The sequence below is a fragment of the Oceanicola sp. D3 genome (genome assembly GCF_006351965.1).
Lineage (GTDB): Bacteria > Pseudomonadota > Alphaproteobacteria > Rhodobacterales > Rhodobacteraceae > Vannielia.
In genome coordinates this window covers 3,852,585-3,868,408 of the sequence record NZ_CP040932.1, presented here as the reverse complement: position 1 = coordinate 3,868,408, position 15,824 = coordinate 3,852,585, and the positions used below count along the sequence as shown (strand labels likewise).

24 protein-coding genes and 1 pseudogene are annotated in these 15,824 nt (G+C 64.3%); 9 read left to right on the top strand and 16 right to left on the bottom strand.

From position 1 onward, the window contains the following. Positions 1-12: 12 nt before the first annotated feature. From FHY55_RS19435 to FHY55_RS19380, 15 genes and pseudogenes are all read right to left on the bottom strand, one after another. Positions 13-456, bottom strand: coding sequence for a cytoplasmic protein (locus FHY55_RS19435; protein ID WP_140015765.1), 444 nt, complete (start codon positions 454-456; stop codon positions 13-15). 24 nt (positions 457-480) lie between these two features. Beyond that, the gene (locus FHY55_RS19430) at positions 481-1,839 is read right to left on the bottom strand and encodes a S49 family peptidase (RefSeq protein WP_140015764.1); all 1,359 of its coding nucleotides are present in this window, start codon (positions 1,837-1,839) and stop codon (positions 481-483) included. Beyond that, complete coding sequence (locus FHY55_RS19425) at positions 1,839-3,443, bottom strand: phage portal protein (RefSeq protein WP_140015763.1); 1,605 nt, start codon at positions 3,441-3,443, stop codon at positions 1,839-1,841. Before FHY55_RS19425 ends, FHY55_RS19430 begins: the two co-directional genes overlap by 1 nt. Then, positions 3,440-3,652, bottom strand: coding sequence for a hypothetical protein (locus tag FHY55_RS19420; RefSeq protein ID WP_140015762.1), 213 nt, complete (start codon positions 3,650-3,652; stop codon positions 3,440-3,442). Before FHY55_RS19420 ends, FHY55_RS19425 begins: the two co-directional genes overlap by 4 nt. A 1-nt stretch (position 3,653) precedes the next feature. Further along, on the bottom strand, positions 3,654-5,705 hold the full coding sequence (locus FHY55_RS19415; RefSeq protein WP_140015761.1) for a phage terminase large subunit family protein: 2,052 nt from the start codon (positions 5,703-5,705) through the stop codon (positions 3,654-3,656). Next, a complete protein-coding gene (locus tag FHY55_RS19410; protein ID WP_140015760.1) occupies positions 5,683-6,252 on the bottom strand; it encodes a hypothetical protein in 570 nt (189 codons plus the stop codon). Before FHY55_RS19410 ends, FHY55_RS19415 begins: the two co-directional genes overlap by 23 nt. Positions 6,253-6,504: 252 nt before the next feature. After that, positions 6,505-7,335, bottom strand: a complete 831-nt coding sequence (locus FHY55_RS19405) for a hypothetical protein (RefSeq protein ID WP_140015759.1) — start codon at positions 7,333-7,335, stop codon at positions 6,505-6,507. Then, complete coding sequence (locus FHY55_RS19400) at positions 7,332-7,916, bottom strand: hypothetical protein (protein WP_140015758.1); 585 nt, start codon at positions 7,914-7,916, stop codon at positions 7,332-7,334. The genes FHY55_RS19405 and FHY55_RS19400 overlap by 4 nt, the downstream gene beginning before the upstream one ends. A gap of 164 nt (positions 7,917-8,080) precedes the next feature. Continuing rightward, entirely contained in the window at positions 8,081-8,731 is a 651-nt protein-coding gene (locus FHY55_RS19395; RefSeq protein ID WP_140015757.1) for a hypothetical protein, read from the bottom strand. Beyond that, positions 8,728-9,132 carry an NUMOD1 domain-containing DNA-binding protein gene (locus FHY55_RS19390; protein WP_254695372.1) on the bottom strand — a complete coding sequence of 135 codons (405 nt, stop codon included), beginning with the start codon at positions 9,130-9,132 and terminating at the stop codon, positions 8,728-8,730. Before FHY55_RS19390 ends, FHY55_RS19395 begins: the two co-directional genes overlap by 4 nt. 6 nt (positions 9,133-9,138) lie before the next feature. Further along, positions 9,139-9,207: pseudogene (locus FHY55_RS20990) on the bottom strand (hypothetical protein); the annotation flags it as partial. Then, positions 9,207-9,380 (bottom strand): hypothetical protein, encoded by a 174-nt coding sequence (locus FHY55_RS20620; RefSeq protein ID WP_168223067.1) that lies wholly within the window; start codon positions 9,378-9,380, stop codon positions 9,207-9,209. The gene FHY55_RS20620 and the pseudogene FHY55_RS20990, both read right to left, overlap by 1 nt. Beyond that, positions 9,380-10,066, bottom strand: a complete 687-nt coding sequence (locus FHY55_RS19385) for a hypothetical protein (protein WP_140015755.1) — start codon at positions 10,064-10,066, stop codon at positions 9,380-9,382. Before FHY55_RS19385 ends, FHY55_RS20620 begins: the two co-directional genes overlap by 1 nt. Next, positions 10,063-10,230: a hypothetical protein gene (locus FHY55_RS20615; protein ID WP_168223066.1), complete on the bottom strand. Its 168-nt coding sequence runs from the start codon at positions 10,228-10,230 to the stop codon at positions 10,063-10,065. Before FHY55_RS20615 ends, FHY55_RS19385 begins: the two co-directional genes overlap by 4 nt. Continuing rightward, positions 10,227-10,667, bottom strand: a complete 441-nt coding sequence (locus FHY55_RS19380; protein ID WP_140015754.1) for a hypothetical protein — start codon at positions 10,665-10,667, stop codon at positions 10,227-10,229. The genes FHY55_RS20615 and FHY55_RS19380 overlap by 4 nt, the downstream gene beginning before the upstream one ends. A 284-nt stretch (positions 10,668-10,951) precedes the next feature. On the opposite strand from FHY55_RS19380, the gene FHY55_RS19375 reads away from it, so the two are divergent. After that, a complete protein-coding gene (locus tag FHY55_RS19375; RefSeq protein WP_140015753.1) occupies positions 10,952-11,584 on the top strand; it encodes a hypothetical protein in 633 nt (210 codons plus the stop codon). Between the two features lie 11 nt (positions 11,585-11,595). On the opposite strand, the gene FHY55_RS19370 is transcribed toward FHY55_RS19375, so the two are convergent. Beyond that, entirely contained in the window at positions 11,596-11,844 is a 249-nt protein-coding gene (locus FHY55_RS19370; RefSeq protein ID WP_140015752.1) for a hypothetical protein, read from the bottom strand. A 111-nt stretch (positions 11,845-11,955) separates the two neighbouring features. Between FHY55_RS19370 and FHY55_RS19365 the strand changes: the two genes are divergently transcribed. From FHY55_RS19365 to FHY55_RS19330, 8 genes are all read left to right on the top strand, one after another. Then, entirely contained in the window at positions 11,956-12,234 is a 279-nt protein-coding gene (locus FHY55_RS19365; protein WP_140015751.1) for a helix-turn-helix domain-containing protein, read from the top strand. 217 nt (positions 12,235-12,451) lie between these two features. Next, complete coding sequence (locus tag FHY55_RS19360; protein WP_140015750.1) at positions 12,452-12,778, top strand: hypothetical protein; 327 nt, start codon at positions 12,452-12,454, stop codon at positions 12,776-12,778. A gap of 73 nt (positions 12,779-12,851) precedes the next feature. Beyond that, entirely contained in the window at positions 12,852-13,070 is a 219-nt protein-coding gene (locus tag FHY55_RS19355) for a hypothetical protein (RefSeq protein ID WP_140015749.1), read from the top strand. Then, a complete protein-coding gene (locus tag FHY55_RS19350; RefSeq protein WP_140015748.1) occupies positions 13,070-13,294 on the top strand; it encodes a hypothetical protein in 225 nt (74 codons plus the stop codon). Before FHY55_RS19355 ends, FHY55_RS19350 begins: the two co-directional genes overlap by 1 nt. 152 nt (positions 13,295-13,446) lie before the next feature. Next, on the top strand, positions 13,447-13,785 hold the full coding sequence (locus tag FHY55_RS19345; protein ID WP_140015747.1) for a hypothetical protein: 339 nt from the start codon (positions 13,447-13,449) through the stop codon (positions 13,783-13,785). A 44-nt stretch (positions 13,786-13,829) separates the two neighbouring features. Then, on the top strand, positions 13,830-14,681 hold the full coding sequence (locus FHY55_RS19340) for a DUF2303 family protein (protein ID WP_140015746.1): 852 nt from the start codon (positions 13,830-13,832) through the stop codon (positions 14,679-14,681). Positions 14,682-14,875: 194 nt separating this feature from the next. Continuing rightward, a complete protein-coding gene (locus FHY55_RS19335; protein ID WP_140015745.1) occupies positions 14,876-15,133 on the top strand; it encodes a hypothetical protein in 258 nt (85 codons plus the stop codon). Beyond that, positions 15,130-15,786 (top strand): HNH endonuclease, encoded by a 657-nt coding sequence (locus FHY55_RS19330; RefSeq protein WP_140015744.1) that lies wholly within the window; start codon positions 15,130-15,132, stop codon positions 15,784-15,786. The genes FHY55_RS19335 and FHY55_RS19330 overlap by 4 nt, the downstream gene beginning before the upstream one ends. Positions 15,787-15,824: the final 38 nt, after the last annotated feature.

Here is a 15,824-nt window from a genome sequence, read left to right as displayed (position 1 = left end):
TGTCCGTTCTCCTTAGGCGGTGGCGACAGCAACGGCGCTGTCATGCGCCGCGGCGAGCGCCGCATCGAATTCGACCACGGCGGAGCCCGTCGCGATCCAGCGGCTCACGAAGCCGATCAGCGAGTTGCTGCCAGCTGTGAGGGTGAAGGTGTTATCGTCCGACGCGTAAACCGCCGGGCGATCATTGGCGGTGATCGCGAGGGCGCTGATCGGCAACACGGCGCGGCCCTTGGTGCGAACCCGGCAGCGGATGTCGCCGGCGGAGCCGCCCGAGTTGTCGGCCTGCTCGAGGCAGAAGCCCAGAAACCGGTCTCCCGCTTCCAGCGGACGGGCATAGCCGGAGCTATTCTCGCCGACGGCGGCGCCTTCGTAGAGGGTGTCAGCGGCGATCACGGGGTATTCCTCGAGCTCGCCGAGCTGGTAGTCACGCGGGGTATCCGCGGCGAGGGTGGTCATGGTCCTGTCTCCTTCAGGTCAGGCTCAAGCCGCAGCGCGGTTGAGGATTTTCGCCAACCCGGCGGCATTCGCTTTCGCGTAGGCCATCCAGGCATCCTTGTTGCCGCCGAACTCGGCGCGCAGCTTCTCGTCGTCTTCCCAAGCCGCTGCGGCCTGTTCCTCCGGCGTGCCACTCGCGGCAGGCTTCTGAGGCGGGGTCTCGGCTTTCGGCAGCGGCGTGACGGCGGCCGTCCCATCGGCAGCTTCCAGCCCCGCCAGCGTCTTGCCGCCGGCGGCCTTCTCGGCTTTGACGATCTCCAGAGCCGCCTTTTCGGCGCTCCAGCCTTCGGCCTTGGCCTTGGCGATGAGCTCGTCGTGGCCTTCCATCGCCAGTTCGTCGATCTCGGCCACGCGTGTGCGCTCAGCAGCGAGGGCCTCATCGACAGCGGTGGTGATCGCGGTTTCGGAGGGTTTCGCGGCGGCCACTGCGGCCTCCCCGATCTTCTCCACGAGGTCGGCCCGGTGCTCCTGCAGCGCGGCCTGGGTCAGGTTCTCCCATTCCATGGGGGTCTCCTTTGCTGCGGGGGCGGGGACCGCGGGAAATTCATCGCGGCCCGCCAGCTCCGCGATCAGGGTATTCAGGGTTCCGGTGCCGTCAGCCATTCCGCGACGGATCGCTTCGGCACCGTTGAAGACGAGGCCCTGACCGAAGTCGGACATCACCGTTTCTTCAGACACGCCCCGGAACTCAGCCACGGCCGCCACGAACTCGGCGCCGCCGGCATCGACCAGCGCCTGCATCTCGGCCTGTCCTTCCGGGCTTCCGGGATCGAGGCGCTTGTTGGGCGACTGCTCGGCCACCACGCGGATGACCCGCGCGCCGAGAGCTTCGAGCATGGGCTCCATGTCGATGTATTCGATGACCGTGCCGATCGAGCCGACCATGGTGCCCGACCCGAGCACGATCCGGTCGCAGGCGCTGGCCAGCCAGTAGCCTGCCGAGGCACACATGCCGCCAACGAAGCCAGTCACGGGCTTGGGCCCACTGTCACGGATGGCGCGCCCGGCATCGGCGCATCCGGCAACCATGCCGCCGGGAGTATCAAAATCGATGACGATCTGCTCCACGGCCCGGCTGTCCTGCGCGAGAGCCAGGTCTCGGAGGATCTCGTCATAAGACCAGAACCAGTAGGAGAAGGAGCGCATCAGCATCCCGCGCGCCGGGATGATCGCGACCCCGTCCTGCACCCGGGCGAAGTCGGAGCCCTCCAGCTGCTCGCCATGGCCGAGCGACATCGGCGCGCCATTGCCCTCCATATGGGCCTCGCGCTGCCGGACGGCTGCCGCGATCATCATCTCGTCGGGGCGCATCGCCCAGACACGAGCGCCCTTGTCCACCAGCATCAGGAGGTCTCCTCGTCGTTGTCGGTTTCGTCATCGTCGTCATCCGGCTCGGGCGCCGCAGCCGGGGCGCTGGCGGCACGGTTGCCGACCACGTCATTCGAGCCATCGCGGGCACGCCGGCGCTGAACCTTGCGCGCATCCACGCCAAAGCGCGCGGCGGTGATCCGGGTCAGCGTGTCGGCCCCCATCTCGAGGTATTTCTCGTCGGCGGTCGCATCCTTCACTGGATCGATGGTGATCCGGGCCGGGCCCATCCACTCAGCGCCGAGCCAGGCGCGGCGGCGCAGCGGATCGTGGAAGAACCCGGGAGCCTGCAGGAGCCCGCGCGCCACGGCCTCGGTGATGACGTCCTCATAGGCCGTCTGGCAGAACTGCTCGACATGCAGCGCCCGCTCCGCCCTGAAGAACTGCCAGGCCATTTCCAGCGCGGCTTTCGAGGCCGAATAGCTGGCCTGGAACTTCTTCATCAGCAGCTCATAGGGCAGATCGGTGCCCGCCCCGACTTCCTGCGCGATAGCCTCGATGAAGGGCGAGAACTGCGGGTTTGGCCGACCCGGCGCAAAGCTCATGATCTGCTCGTTCTCCATGAGGTTGAAGATCTGGCCAGGCCCGGTGACCTCGATCGGGTTGCCGGTCTCACTGGCCCCGCCCGGCTGGGCGGCGCCGGTGGAAAGCCCCTCGCCCAAATCCCCATCCGGTGACTTCATCCCGATGGCAAAACATGCCGAGATCACCGCCGCCATCAACTCCGCTTCGGAGTAGCGCGAGCGCTGCTTGAGCGCCTCGATCACCGGCGCCAGCATCGGCGCATAGCGGGTCAGATCCGGGCGCCAGCGCACCCCGTGGATATGCACCACCTGCCGCCGCCCTTGGGCGTCATAGATCGGGATCTGTTGCCAGGTCGTGCCCGCGATGCGCCGGTCGATCTGGTGGCGGCTGGCCACATGGATGCGCAGGGCAGCGCCATCTGCGTCCACCTCCACGCCACCGGCAATGGTGTCGCTGTCCACCCGCCAATGCGGGTTAGAGACCCGGTCCGCCTCGACCATCTGGTAGCAGGTGGCGAGCAACCGGCCCTTGCGCGGCTTGAACCGGCGGATCCGGAACACATCCCCCGAGAGCAGCCGCGAACGGTAGGCCAGATCCTCAAGCCCGGCGAAGCTCTGCGCGCGCGTCACATCGCAGTCGGTGCCCTGCGCCCAGTCGGTCCAGATATCGAGCGCGAGCTCCTCCCACTCTTCCGCCTGATCGGCGCTGATCCCGAGCCGCTCATGGTCCACCTCGGGCCGAAGCACATGGCCCGCGCCGATCACGTTCACCACCTTGGTGGAGATCGCGCTCTGCGCCAGCGGATCGTTCCGCACCAGGTCGCGGGAGCGGGCATAGAGATCCTCAAGATCCGGCAGGGTGTCCGCATCCGCGCTGGCGGTGAGCGGGCGCCACATCGAGGAGCTGCCCCGCCGCCGGGAGCCCGCAACATAGCCGGTGGCCTCGGCGGCGGCGATTGCGGCGCGCGCCTTGATCCGCTTCACACCGTGGGCTGGCGCAATGGCGTTGATCGCCCGGTCTAGCGGCGTCATCCTGACCTTGAGGCGACGGCTCACAGCGGGCGCACCGTGCGGAAGGCACCACCCCGGCGGGAAGCCCGTTTGATCTTGCCAACCAGACGCTCTTCCTCGCGCTGAAGCGTGGCGAGGTCGAGCTTGGTCACTTCCTGCCCGTCGATCCGGTAGCTCTGGTGGCCACCCGTCAGCAAAGCATCAATGGCCGCCTGCACCTTGGTGAGGCGAGCTTCATAGTCAATTGTCGGCATGTTACCTCACTTGGCCGCGTACGCCGCGCGGGCGGCGGGCTGGCCCGGTTTCCTTTGGCGCTACCGTCACCGGCGGCGCGATCTTCACTTCAAACAGGTCGCCCTGCGTGTCGTCTGCCTGCGGCGCTTCGCCGAAGCGTTCCTGCCGCAGATGCTCCCACTGCTCCGGCTTGAGCCCGTCGAGCCGTAGGTGATGGGCCATCGCCCGCGCGTAGCAGGCGAGATCGAGCGCCTCGTTGGGGCGGCCCTGCAGTTTTTCCCAACGGTGGGTCACGATCCCGGAGCGGGTCTCGACCTGCTTCAGGTATTCCGAGGTCAGCTGCTCGGCGTAGGCGAGGTCGATCTCGCCCGACAGAACCATCGCGCCCGACCGCAATGCTCCGGTGTCCTGTTCAGGCCCCATCAGCGCCTTCCGGATCGATCCGTAGAGATCGGACTTCAGAGCGAAGGTGCCGACGGGCCAGATCGTCGCCCCTTTCGGCACCCGTTTGCCGTTCCACTTCACGTCAACCTTGCGCGGCGTGCCGATGAACGGTGCGGTGCGGCCGTCGCGGCCATCAATCGCAAACACTCCGGCCCGGCCCCGGCTGTAGTTGTAGACCATCTGGCTCGAATACCCTGAGTCCACGGCCCAGGCGTCCGGCGCGACGGGGTTGCCGTAACCTCCCGGGGCGTAGCGCCGCGACATCATCATCTCGTCATGCGCCGCCCAGGTGGCGAGGTCTGTCGGATCGCCCTCGATCACACCCCAATCGACCAGCCAGCGGGTCATGCCCTCAGACCAGCCCCAAACCGCCCATTCCAGCCGGTTGCCCTGAACGTCGGTTGCTCCGGTGAACACAACCGGCCCGACTGGTGGCTTTTCCTTCGCGATGGCGGAGATCCGACAAGCGAAGAGCTTCTCCGCGTCCGGCGCATCGCCCCGATCTTCCCAAGCCTCACCCAGCACCTGCTGAGTGAACACCCGGAGCCGCTCGGGATTGTCCTTCGCCTCAAACCACTCCGCGACGATCGAGTCCCAGCTGGTGAAGACGCTGTAGGCCTTCCAGATGTGGAACCCGCGGGAACGCGTCGACTGTGGCCTGCTCTGCCAGTCCTCCAGCTCGTCGGCTGGAAACTCTAAACCGGGCCCATCCTCGCCAGCCGTCGGGATCCAGACACCTGCCTGCAACATCGGCCCTTTGTCGACGTGCTCGATCACACAGCCGTTGGCGCGACATGCGAACCACGCCCGATGCGGCCAAGTCTCGCTCTCCCACTTCAGCCGATCAAAGGTCAGAACCTGATAGGTCCCGCAATGCGGGCACGGGATGTAGCGTCGGCACTGGTCCGACACGGCGAACATCTCCGACACCCGGCAGGCCCCGAGGATAGACGGGGTCGAGACCCAGAGGCGTTTGCGATCACGCTCATAGGTCTCTGTCCGTTTCTTCAGCTGCGCGACCGGATCACCGCGCTCCCCGGCCTCGGCTGGCCACTCGCTTACCTCGTCGGCGATGGTGTAGCGCGCCGAAAGCATTTGCAGGCCCTTCGAGCTCCCCGCGAAGGTGATCTGGGCAAACCCACCCCGAAACCGCTTGAACGATGCCGTCGAGCCCTTCTCGCTCCGGCTGGTCTCATCGAGCACCCGCACCCGGAGCGCCGGTGTCTCGTCGATCGCGGGCTGCAGCTTGGTCCGCACGAACTTGCCGCTCTCATCGATCGAGGGCAGCACGATCATCATCGGGCCCGGGTCCTGGTCCACGATGTGGAGGAACCAGTTGATCGCGGTTTCCGACTTTCCCACCTGGGCGGAGGCCACCACCACGATGTCTTCCGCCGGATCTTCCGGCCCGAGCGCTTCCATGATCCCCACCAGGTGCGGGGTCCGCTCATTGCGCCAAGGGCCGGGGTAGCGCGACCCGCTCTGCGCCGAGACGATCCGCTTCTGCTCCGCCAGCTCGGCCACCGAGAGGCGCGGTGCTGGCTCGATCGCAGAGGCCAACCCCTCAAGAAACACCGGCCGCGCATCTGGCAGCCGGTTGAGGGCCTCAAGCCGCATGGGCGGCATCATCCTCTGGGCCAACGGCCTCTCGCAGCGCCTTGGCGATCTTGCCCATCAGCTCGGCCATCATCTCGTCGAGCGCGACTTCCATCGCCCGCGGATCATCGATCCGCGCCAGCGCCTCGGCCCGGTCCTTCACCATCTGGGCCGTGACCCGCTTCATCACCGCGCCGGCATCGGCTGCCGCGATCTCCACGTCCTTGCGCCGCATGGTCAGCTCCAGCCGGTCGGCTAGGTCGAGCTCTGCGGTGACAGCCTTGGCCTCTTCGGCCCGGGCTCGGTGAGTGTTGATGTCGGTCGACGCCGACTTCTCTTCGCTCGCGATAGCCTTCGGCTTCGCCGCGCTGCGGCCGGGTTTGGCCTTTGCCTCCGGATCGGCGGGTGCCCTGGTCTGCAGCGCCGGGTTGATCACCGTGTCCCGATGCGCCCGCAGCTCCTCGACGCAGACACGCCCCTTCTCATCTTTCAGGGCCGGGTGCTTTTTCACCCACCGCGAGATGGTGGACTTGTTTGCGCCGAGCTGCCGGGCAGCTTCGGTCATCGTCACCCGATCCATCTCAGTCGCCCTGGTCTCCTGTTGCGGTTGCACCCCTTCGCCGTTGCACCACCCCCAAAGAGTTGCACCCTCAGAAAACTCGCCAACGAGTGAACCGATGCGCTCCGCCGCACCGTATACGGATTAGCGCCGGAAGGACCCGTGATCGGGTGGGAATGGCAGGGGTGGATACAAAATATGCCCGGGCTCTGGGGAGGCGCCGGGCATATTTAGTGATTATGCATATTTCATGCCATCCGGCGGACCTAACAGTCAAGCGCTTTCTCGCTTCGGGCGATCCATGTGCTGCCGCGCAGCAGCCACGAGAGGGTCGCGGTACCCTGCCATCACATCCAGCCGCTCGGCGAGCGCGATGTGTAACTTCTTGCGAAGGCTCCCCTTTTCCTTCCACCCGTGGTTCTCGATCAAGGTCGGGATGCTCATGTCATAGATGCAGATCGCATCGACCAACATGCGGTTCGAGATCGCCCGGCGCTCTCCCCGCTCGCTCGGACGCACCCGCTTCACCTCCAAAGCCAGGCCATCACCGATCCGCTGGCGCAGCTGCTCGATCTCTCGACCACGGATCACGACCCGGTCGATCCAGTCGAGATCACCGCCGCCACCGCCGCCGGATGGCATGGCCTCGACGGATGAGCACCGGACCCCAGCCGACATGTGCCACCGCACCAGCTCACCATAGGTCCGCCCCATCTCCACCTGAGCAGGCGTTAGCGGTGCCGCAGATCCTGCGCGCCCTGCCTGCTCGGCCATGCAGTCGAAGACATCCTTGGCGCGCATGGCCTTCCGGCCCTGGTAGCCATCAGGCTTGACCTCCCAATCACCTTCCCCTTTCGGGTAGTAGCGCGAGGTCTCGACGACCACGACGCCCTCACGAGCAGGTGCGTCTGGGATACTCGGCCCGCATACCTCGGGGGTGGCCCCACGCAGATGGCGCTTCAGCACAGCCACCCGCTCAGCATCCAGCGGTGGCAAGGCGGCGTCCGGATCGCCACGCTTAAGCCGCCGCTCTTTCTTCAGCAGGAACTCCAGCTCAGCCGCCCGGGCCACCATGGCCGGACGGTGCAGAGGCATCGCACTCATGCCGCCACCTCACCCTCGACGATGTTCACCAGCTCCTCGCAGCGGGCAATCGCCGCGCGGCGCGCTTCGATGAACTCGAGATCCGAGGGCCGCAGATGGGCACCATCCTCCTGCATCCGCAGCATACGGTTAAACTGCGCGACGTTCTCAAGGCCACGCTTTTTAATCTCGCTCTGCGCATAGGGGTTCGGCCAGCGCCGGTTGCGCCGCAACTCACCGAGCAACTCCGGCCCCCAGCCCTCCGCCATGGCCCGCCGCCCGAGGTCATTGGCAAAGACGGCCCGCATCAAGGGCGACTGGGCAATAGGCGGCGCTTGGATCTCTGCGGCAGCGGTCAGGATCACCTGGGCAACCGGGAAGCGATCATGCTGCGGCCCGCCCGCGCGCCCCGCCGCCACCTCGGCCAGAGCATCGAGACTGAGCGGAGCCATATAGGCGAGCTTGGCGCAAAGATCGGAGGTCATCACCTGATACTGCTCCTTCGTCATGCCGGTGGGCCGCATCAGCCCCCGCTTTTCCAACTCATCCACCAAGCGCTCCCGCACCCGCTTCTCCCCCGCTTGCTGCTCTGTGCTGTCCATCTTCTCTGCCCTCTTCTCTGCCTGCTCCGCTTCCTGTCTAGTGCCCCGCTACGAGCGCCTTTCGGCTATTTCCTTTTTACATTTCATTGTCTTTCTCCTTATCGATGTGGACATTAGCTAACGGTAATTAACGTCCGCTAATGTCTGTTGGACACTGACGGACACTAGGCTTTGGTCTTTTCAGGGAACCTCCCGGCCCGGATCTCGGCAACGCAAGCGGAGAGGGCAGTGTGCAGCTCTTCGGCGGTGCGGCGGGTGCCCCCGCGCTCATTGATGCGATCCTCGATGTAAGAGCTGATCCAGCGCACCTTGCGCGGATCTTCAGCGATCTGCGGCGAGAGTTGCGTGATGTCTTCGGTGAGCCGTTTGAGCCTGCGCGCTTCCGAGGCCGCCTCGACGCGGGCGTTGTGATTGGCCCGTGAAGCGAAGGCCGCCAGCACGATGCGTGTCACCACTGGATGCATCAGACGGATATCGTCGCCGCAGCGGCAGGGACGCCAGCCGTGGAGTGGCCCGAACTCAAGCGTGCAGAGCTGCTCGAAGGTGCCCCGATCGACGGCGGGCACGATCATCCGCGCGAGCCTTTCCGTGTTCTGCGGCAGCGTGCCGACCGGCGTCTCGCCATGGGCGAGGTTCACTAGCTCGAACCACATGCTCTTGCACTCATGTGTGCCCTGCCAGCGCAGATCGGAGCTGAGCCAGCGCCGGAACTCCCATTGCACGAAGCCATGGGAATCCAGCCGCGCCGCCGGATCGAGGGGGTATTCCTCGAGCAGGTCAATATCGATGGGAGAGATGGCGCGCAGGGCGGTCATGCAGCCTCCTGACGGGCCAAGTAAGCCATTGCAGCAGCGAGCAAGCGCTGCTGGCAACTGCCACGCGCCTTGACCGTGCGGATGTAAGTTGGCTTCAGCCCCAGCGCCAAGGCCGCTGATCGCATCGAGGGGAACTCCACTCCGGCGATATTAACCGGGGTGCCGCGCCGAGTTTTCATCGAAGCAGGCGCGGCCACGAAGTCTTCACGACCTTTCGCAACCGCGTTGCGTATGGTGGACTCGCTGACTTTGAGCGCGCGCGCGGCGCTCCGCACCGACGTATAGACCCGACCTCGGATCCGCACCGGCATGACGGAGCGCCGAAGCCCCTTGCCCTGTCCTAACCCGCATTGCGCAAGTCTGCCGGTGGCATGTGCAGCCGAAACCGTGGCATGGCTCACCCCGAGCGCCCGCGCCGCTGCGGCAAAGCTCGGGTAAGTCGTTCCACGTATCGTAACCGGCTTAGGGCTCGCCATCAGGAAGCCCCCCGCACGGGCGACCACTTGATGGCCCAATAGCTGGAGAACCGGCCCAGAACTGGATAGATGATGCCCCCGCGCACAAGGATCGCCTTGGCAGCATCCGCTCGATCCTGCAGGGTCTCCGTGCCCCGCCATGTGATCCGCCGCAGCCTCATGCCCCCACCCATCACAGCAAGACCTCCTGAGCCGGATCTTGAACCTCCTTGAAGAGCCGCCGCGTCACCGGCTCACCCGCCCAGCCCTCACGCCAGACGAACCAGCTGTTGCGCTGCGCGGGGTTGCCGAGGCCGCGAAAATCAATCTTCCAGCAGATCTTGTATTCGATCGAATAGGGGTGCTCGGCGAGGAGGGCATCCATCCCGTTCTGCCGCGCAAAAGGCCACTCGGCTGAGAGCAGGAGCGCAAGGTATCGTGGCTGCATTTCGAGGCAGTGGCGCAGCCACCGACAATGGCCCTTGGCACTCACCTCGCAGTAAGGCGGGTTTGTGATGATGATGGGCGCAAGTGCCTGATCTGGGCTGAAATCATAGAAGCTGCGCAGCAGCACGCCGGGGTGGCCGCGATCAACAATATCGCTGCCCAAAACCTCGAACCCGGCGCCAGAGAGCACGCGGGCCATGTGGCCGCCGCCCACTGCAGGCTCCCAGATCGGCCCGCCGATGCCAGCGATCGCGCCCAGCTCGGCCGAGATCAGCGCCCGCGTGGGTTCAGGCGGCGTGGGGTCATAATCGAGTGGATCTCGCGGCGCGTCAGCGCCCGGTGCGTCCTGCAACGGCCAATCGCCCCCAAGCGGCAAGCGCGGCGGCGCGCCTCGGATCGCCTTGAAGAGCGGCTTTGCAGACGGCGCGCTCATGACTGGCCCTCACCATCAAAAAACTGCTGCTCCAGCTGGCCGAGCAGCACATTGCCATCCCGCCCGGCGCGCCAAGCCAGCAGCGCTTCCTTCAACGCCAGCTCAATGGCGCGCCGCCGCTCACCCCGGGCGGAGCGAATGCGATCTGCGCGCGCGCGGCTCATGAAGGGTCGCTTTCGACGATGGTGAGCATCTGCTGCATAACATCAATCGCTTCGCGCAGCTCCTTCATCACCTCGGCACGCTCGGTGGGGGTGAGGTCATTCGGATCTGCGCTGGCATGCGAGAAAGCGCGGATGATCGCGGCGTGAACCTCGCCAGCCTCGATCGAACTCTGCGCGGCCAATGTGTGCAGGCAGCCGGTGGTGACACCGATGCGTCCGACCCGCTCGAAAAGATGGGTGGTGAGCGGGAAGGCCCCGAGACCATCTTCGAGCGCGCGCATGGCTTCAACAGTCACGCCGATATGGCCCGCACACATCTTCGACACAGTGCCTTTGGAGCAGGCGCCAAGACGCGCCTCGATGGTCGCGGCGGCGGCATCGACCCCGCCGATGCGCTCGACCAAACCACGGAAAATGGCGCGGGAGGCCTCAGACATGGGAAGCCCCTGCATCTCCACGCAACCAAGCGAGCAGTCGCTCGGTATTTTTCCTGTCCAGAACGACACGCAGCACCTCGCCGTCTTCGAGATCAAACGCGAGGGCCCTCCTCCCTTGCGGGTCAGGTGGAAGAACACATCGCACAGCTACGGGAGAGTAGGATGGTGGGATACCGGCGCGCGTAACGTCAGACATGGGAAACCTCCATTCCTTGGGGGTGGACGCGGGCCGTGCCATTGGGGCAGCATGGAGCAGATTGGTTCATCTTTTTTGAAGTGTTCGTATGAGTGCAGAAGAGCAGCAGTTCACCTCCGAGATCAGCTTCACTTACCGGACGGCAAGCGGTCGATCTGGACCACGGCGAATACTCCCCCTTGCGACGGCGCCACTCGATCTTGTTACAGGCATAGACATGACGACGGGCTTGGTGCGAACGTTCCAACTTGCGCGAATGGGCAGCATAGCCACCCCCAAAACTGCAGAAGAACTTCCGGCGCGTGCTTATTTCGATGCCTGTGGCGAGCAAATCCGGACGAACCTTGCCGAGACGAGAAGGGGCAGGGACATTGCTCTGAACCTCTGGAAGGACATGATCAGCCCTCTTTCTCTGCTCATCGCTGCCGGTGCCACAAACAAATCCGAAACCCTTTCTCCCACCCAGGTCGATATAGCCATGGAGTACGCAGCGCGAGAGTCTCGCTTTGGGGTTCTGGCTGGAGACTTTATGCCTGGGGAAAAGCGGGACGCATGGCCAATTTTGCGGGATATGATTGCCCGCGCGCGGCCCCGCGCCGACCACCTCCGCTTCTTTCGCCACACCGTTTCCAGCGACTGGGAAAACCCGCGACGAAGCCGGGCACTGAAAGAGGCGATCACCGAGATCGAGCGAGCTCGGCGTCGACGGCAACATACCTAGGGTTAGGAGCTTCACGCTGCTTCCCCCCGATTTGCCCTTCCAGCATCGGCTGCTACGACGCGCATGACATCTTCAGCGGCCAACGCAATTCCGGCGTCCATCGCCGCTTGGAAGATCGGGTAAAGGAACGGCGCAGGGATCGAGTTCACCTGTATCCACTTGTCGACACGCGCCTTTCCAGCGAGTCCAATTGCATCAGCGAACGCCAGCCGGCTCGGCCAGAGAGCCACAATGTCCCTTACTGAGGAAGGTTTATCCATGACGCTTACCGATATGGACGTTTCTTCCATCTGTCAAGCAAGGACAAATCTTCAATGGAAGTTTTTTCCACGGCCAGCATAGTCCCCGCCAAACGACAAAGGTGCGCTTACATGAACCCCCTCGACACACGCCTAGTCGGACAGCGGCTTGTGGCACTGAGAGACTACCACAACCTCAAGCAGGGCGAGTTCGCGGATTCGGTCGGGATCGATCGCTCCAGCTATTCCAAAATCGAGAACGGAACCAAACCCCTCAAGGCCGAGATGGCCTATGAAATCGCAGAGAAGTGGGGTGTATCTATGGACTTCCTTTATCGCGGTCGCCTGACAGAACTCCCAAAAAGACTTGCCGATATGCTCATGACGAACCGCACCAAGGGCGATCTATAAGCCCTATCTATTGAACACCCAAAGATACGCGCGGCAGCAAATAGCACCCGCTCATCAATATCATAATTCATCACCCTATCCCAAGAACATTTAAAGAACACCCATCATTCTGCCCAAGCTAGCTCCGCATATCAATTGACGTTTCTTCCATGTTTAAGATTGACAATGGAAAAATCTTCCACAAGTGTGCACTCCATCAACCCGATGGAGGCACCCCATGCGAGACCATACCCCTTCCGACACAACGCCGCTCACGCCTGACGAGCTGGTGCCTGACCCGTTCCTGCGCGACATGGTGCGCGAGACCCCGGCCCGTCAGGCCGCCCGGGCCCTGGGCGAAGTGAGCGTCGAAGACCAGCGTTTCTGGTCGATGTATGGCCCTGACATCATCGCCGAGCTGCTTGCGCTGCGCCTGCTCTCCCGCGGCGGGCTGCTCTCTGGCGCATGCGCCGAGGTTGTTAGCCTCAATCAAGAGCGCCGCGCCCGCCGCACCCACCTTCGCCCCGTTTTCGGCTTCACCGATGGCCCGCAGGGGGCCGCGTGATGGCTTGCGGGCTCTTCATCACTGCTGGCTTCGCTCTCCTGGTACTGCTGTTCATGAACCTGAGGAGCGAGCCATGAGCGTTCTGCCTCGCTTCGCCCGGTTCTGGATGGTCTGCCGCAAGCCGACCGGCCCACGCTCACGAAGCGAGCCTAAAGCCCGGTTCTCCAGCCTCGGCGATGCCCGCAACACCGCTGCCACTCTGGCCGAAGAGGCCGATGCGCCCTTCCTGATCCTCGAAACCGTCGAGGTGATCCACCCCGGCGACCTCGCCCCGCAAAGGAGCCTTATCTGATGTCAGTCTACGACCTCTCAGCAGATCGCGCCGCGCGCGTGGAGCTGGCCCGCTCGGTCCTGAGCTTCGCCCGCAATGCCTCCGACGAAGGCCTCGCCGCCGCCTGCCGCACGCTGCGGCGCGATGGCGATCCGGTCGATTACGACAAGGCTGTGTCCACGCTTAAGTCGCTTGGTCGAGACGATGTACTCCCGCCGTCGGGCTTCCAGCCCGGAGAAACCTGACGGGATCAACTGGCCGGGACGGCGCTGCTGCCGCTCCGGTGATTTTCAAAGCCTTGCAATTCAAAAGACACCGCCACTCCCCAGATCTTCGCAGTCGCTGCAAACCCCTTCCTCATCGATGCGCTGCTGCACCAGTAAAAAGGAACCCTCCGATGGCACAAAAAAACGAGATCAACTTCCTCGAGTTCCTGCAGACCTTCCGCCGCGGAGAGTTGATCCGCGAAGCGAACGACCAGCTCGAGGAGCTGGTGAGGGCGGTGAAGGACACCGGCGGCAAGGGTGAGCTGAACCTGAAGCTTCCATTCAAGATCAACGACGCGGGCCAGATCGAGTGCGTCCCGCAGGTGGCGATGAAACGCCCACGGCGGCCGATGGGCACCGGGATCTACTTCGCTACAGAGGATGGCCAGCTCACGCGTCGGGATCCCGACCAGGAGGACTTCCTGGACGAGCTCGAGGAGCGGCGCTCTCGCAGTGACGACGTGCATTGAGCTCCTGCTCACACTTTCCCAACCACCGAACCAAGGAGGGCATCATGCCCAAGAAAAACGACGAAACCGCCAGCTACCCGGCAGAAGCCGAGGCCAAAGCGGCTTTTGACGCCACCCTGACAGCGGCTCGCTTGGCTGATCCCGTCATTCCCGGCGAGCACGGTGTCCGTCACTGCATCCTTCCGGAAGGATATACCGCACACGACATCTCGGATCGCTACGCGCTGCCCCCCCGCATCCAGCAGCGCGTGCAGGTGGACGATGCTGACTCGCTGACCACCTATGCGAACCGGTTCTCCGACGAGCGCTCACTGATCGTCGCGGACCTAGACAAGCTCCAGATACACGCGGAGCTGGACTGGCATCGCCACAACCAGTCGAGCGAGGGTTCACTGGACGCTCAGGCGACCAAGCACACCGCCACCCTCCAACTGCGCAATTCGGAGGAGTTCGCCCGTTGGTCGGAGATCGAGGGCAAGCTGCTAGACCAGATGGCCTTTGCCGAGTTCCTCGACGAAAACTCGTCCGACATCGTGGATCCCGATCCAGCCGTGATGCTGGAGGTCGCCCGGGATCTCGAAGCGACCCAGGGCGTCAGCTTCAAGGCGAGCACCCGCTTGCAGACGGGCGAGCGGTCCCTGCGCTACGAGACCGAAACACACACCAAGGGTGACCTGGTGGTACCGCAGCGCTTCACCCTCTCCATCCCGCTGTTCTTCGGCGAGGAACCCTCCGAGATCGTCGCCTCTTTCCGTTTCCGGCCGAACCCAGACGGGCTGAAGCTTGGTTTTGTGTGGCGTCGGGTCGAGTGCGTGCGCCAGGCCAAGTTCCGCGATATCGCATTCCGGGTCTCGGAGCACACCGGTCTGCCGGTTGTGCAAGGCCGCCGGGCCTAAATGGTGCCCCACACCCACCGCCAGCAAACTCACGGAGCCTGACCGAAGCTGGCGGTCACTTGCCGGGGCGGGATCTGCCCTCGCCCCGGTCCCTTCTTCACCCATCCCGCGGATGAGCCGCTGGATCCCCCACCCTGAACATAAGCCGGGCCGGGTGGGGGGAGCTTGGAGCCCAAATCATGCCAGAGGCCCACATGACCAGAACCAAACTCACTGACCTCAACGATCACCTCTTCGCCCAGCTCGAGCGGTTGGGCGATGAGAGCCTAACGGCTGAACAGATCGAGACGGAAGCAAAGCGTGCCGCATCGATCGTGGAGATCGCCGATCAGATCACCGAGTCGACGAAGCTGCGCCTCGGGGCCGCGAAGCTCTTTGCTGAGCACGGCGCAAATATCCTGCCCCACCTGCCAATGATCGGCAAAAGCGACGAGCCGACGGCGACTGAATGAAGGGCGCGCGGATCACCTACTCTGAGGCCGAGCTGATCTTCATCGAGCTGCTGCGCGAAATGCCGCGCAAGCTGCTGCATGCTGAGTTCGTAGCCTGGACGGGGCGGACCGACGTTTCCGTTTCGAATATCTCCGCGCTCTGCAAGCGCAAGGGCTGGACGACCGGCCGCGATGGAAGGTTCGCGCCCGGTCAGGTTCCTCCGAACAAAGGCCGGAAGGGCTTTTGCCCGCGCGGCAGCGAGAAGGGCTGGTTCAAGAAGGGTGAACGCAGAGGCGTTGCCGCGCGGCTCTACAAGCCGATCGGCACCGAGCGGATCACGCGAGAAGGGTACCTCGAGCGTAAGGTCAACGATGACATGCCGTTGCAACGAAGATGGCGCACCGTGCACCTGATCCGCTGGGAAGAGCTGAACGGCCCCTTGCCCGAAGGCCACGCCCTAAAGTGCCTGGATGGCAACAAGACGAACACCGACCCTAGCAATTGGAAGTGTATCCCGCGCGCGATGTTGCCCCGGCTGAACGGGCGCTTCGGCCGCGACTACGACGACGCACCTGCCGAGCTCAAACCGCTGATCATGGCAACGGCCGAGCTTGAGCATGCAGCCAGAACAAAATCCGAACCCAAAGGCCAAGAAGCGGAGGCGCGCTCCTGATGCCCTCACGCCCTGCTCATCGCTCGACGCCGGATCCC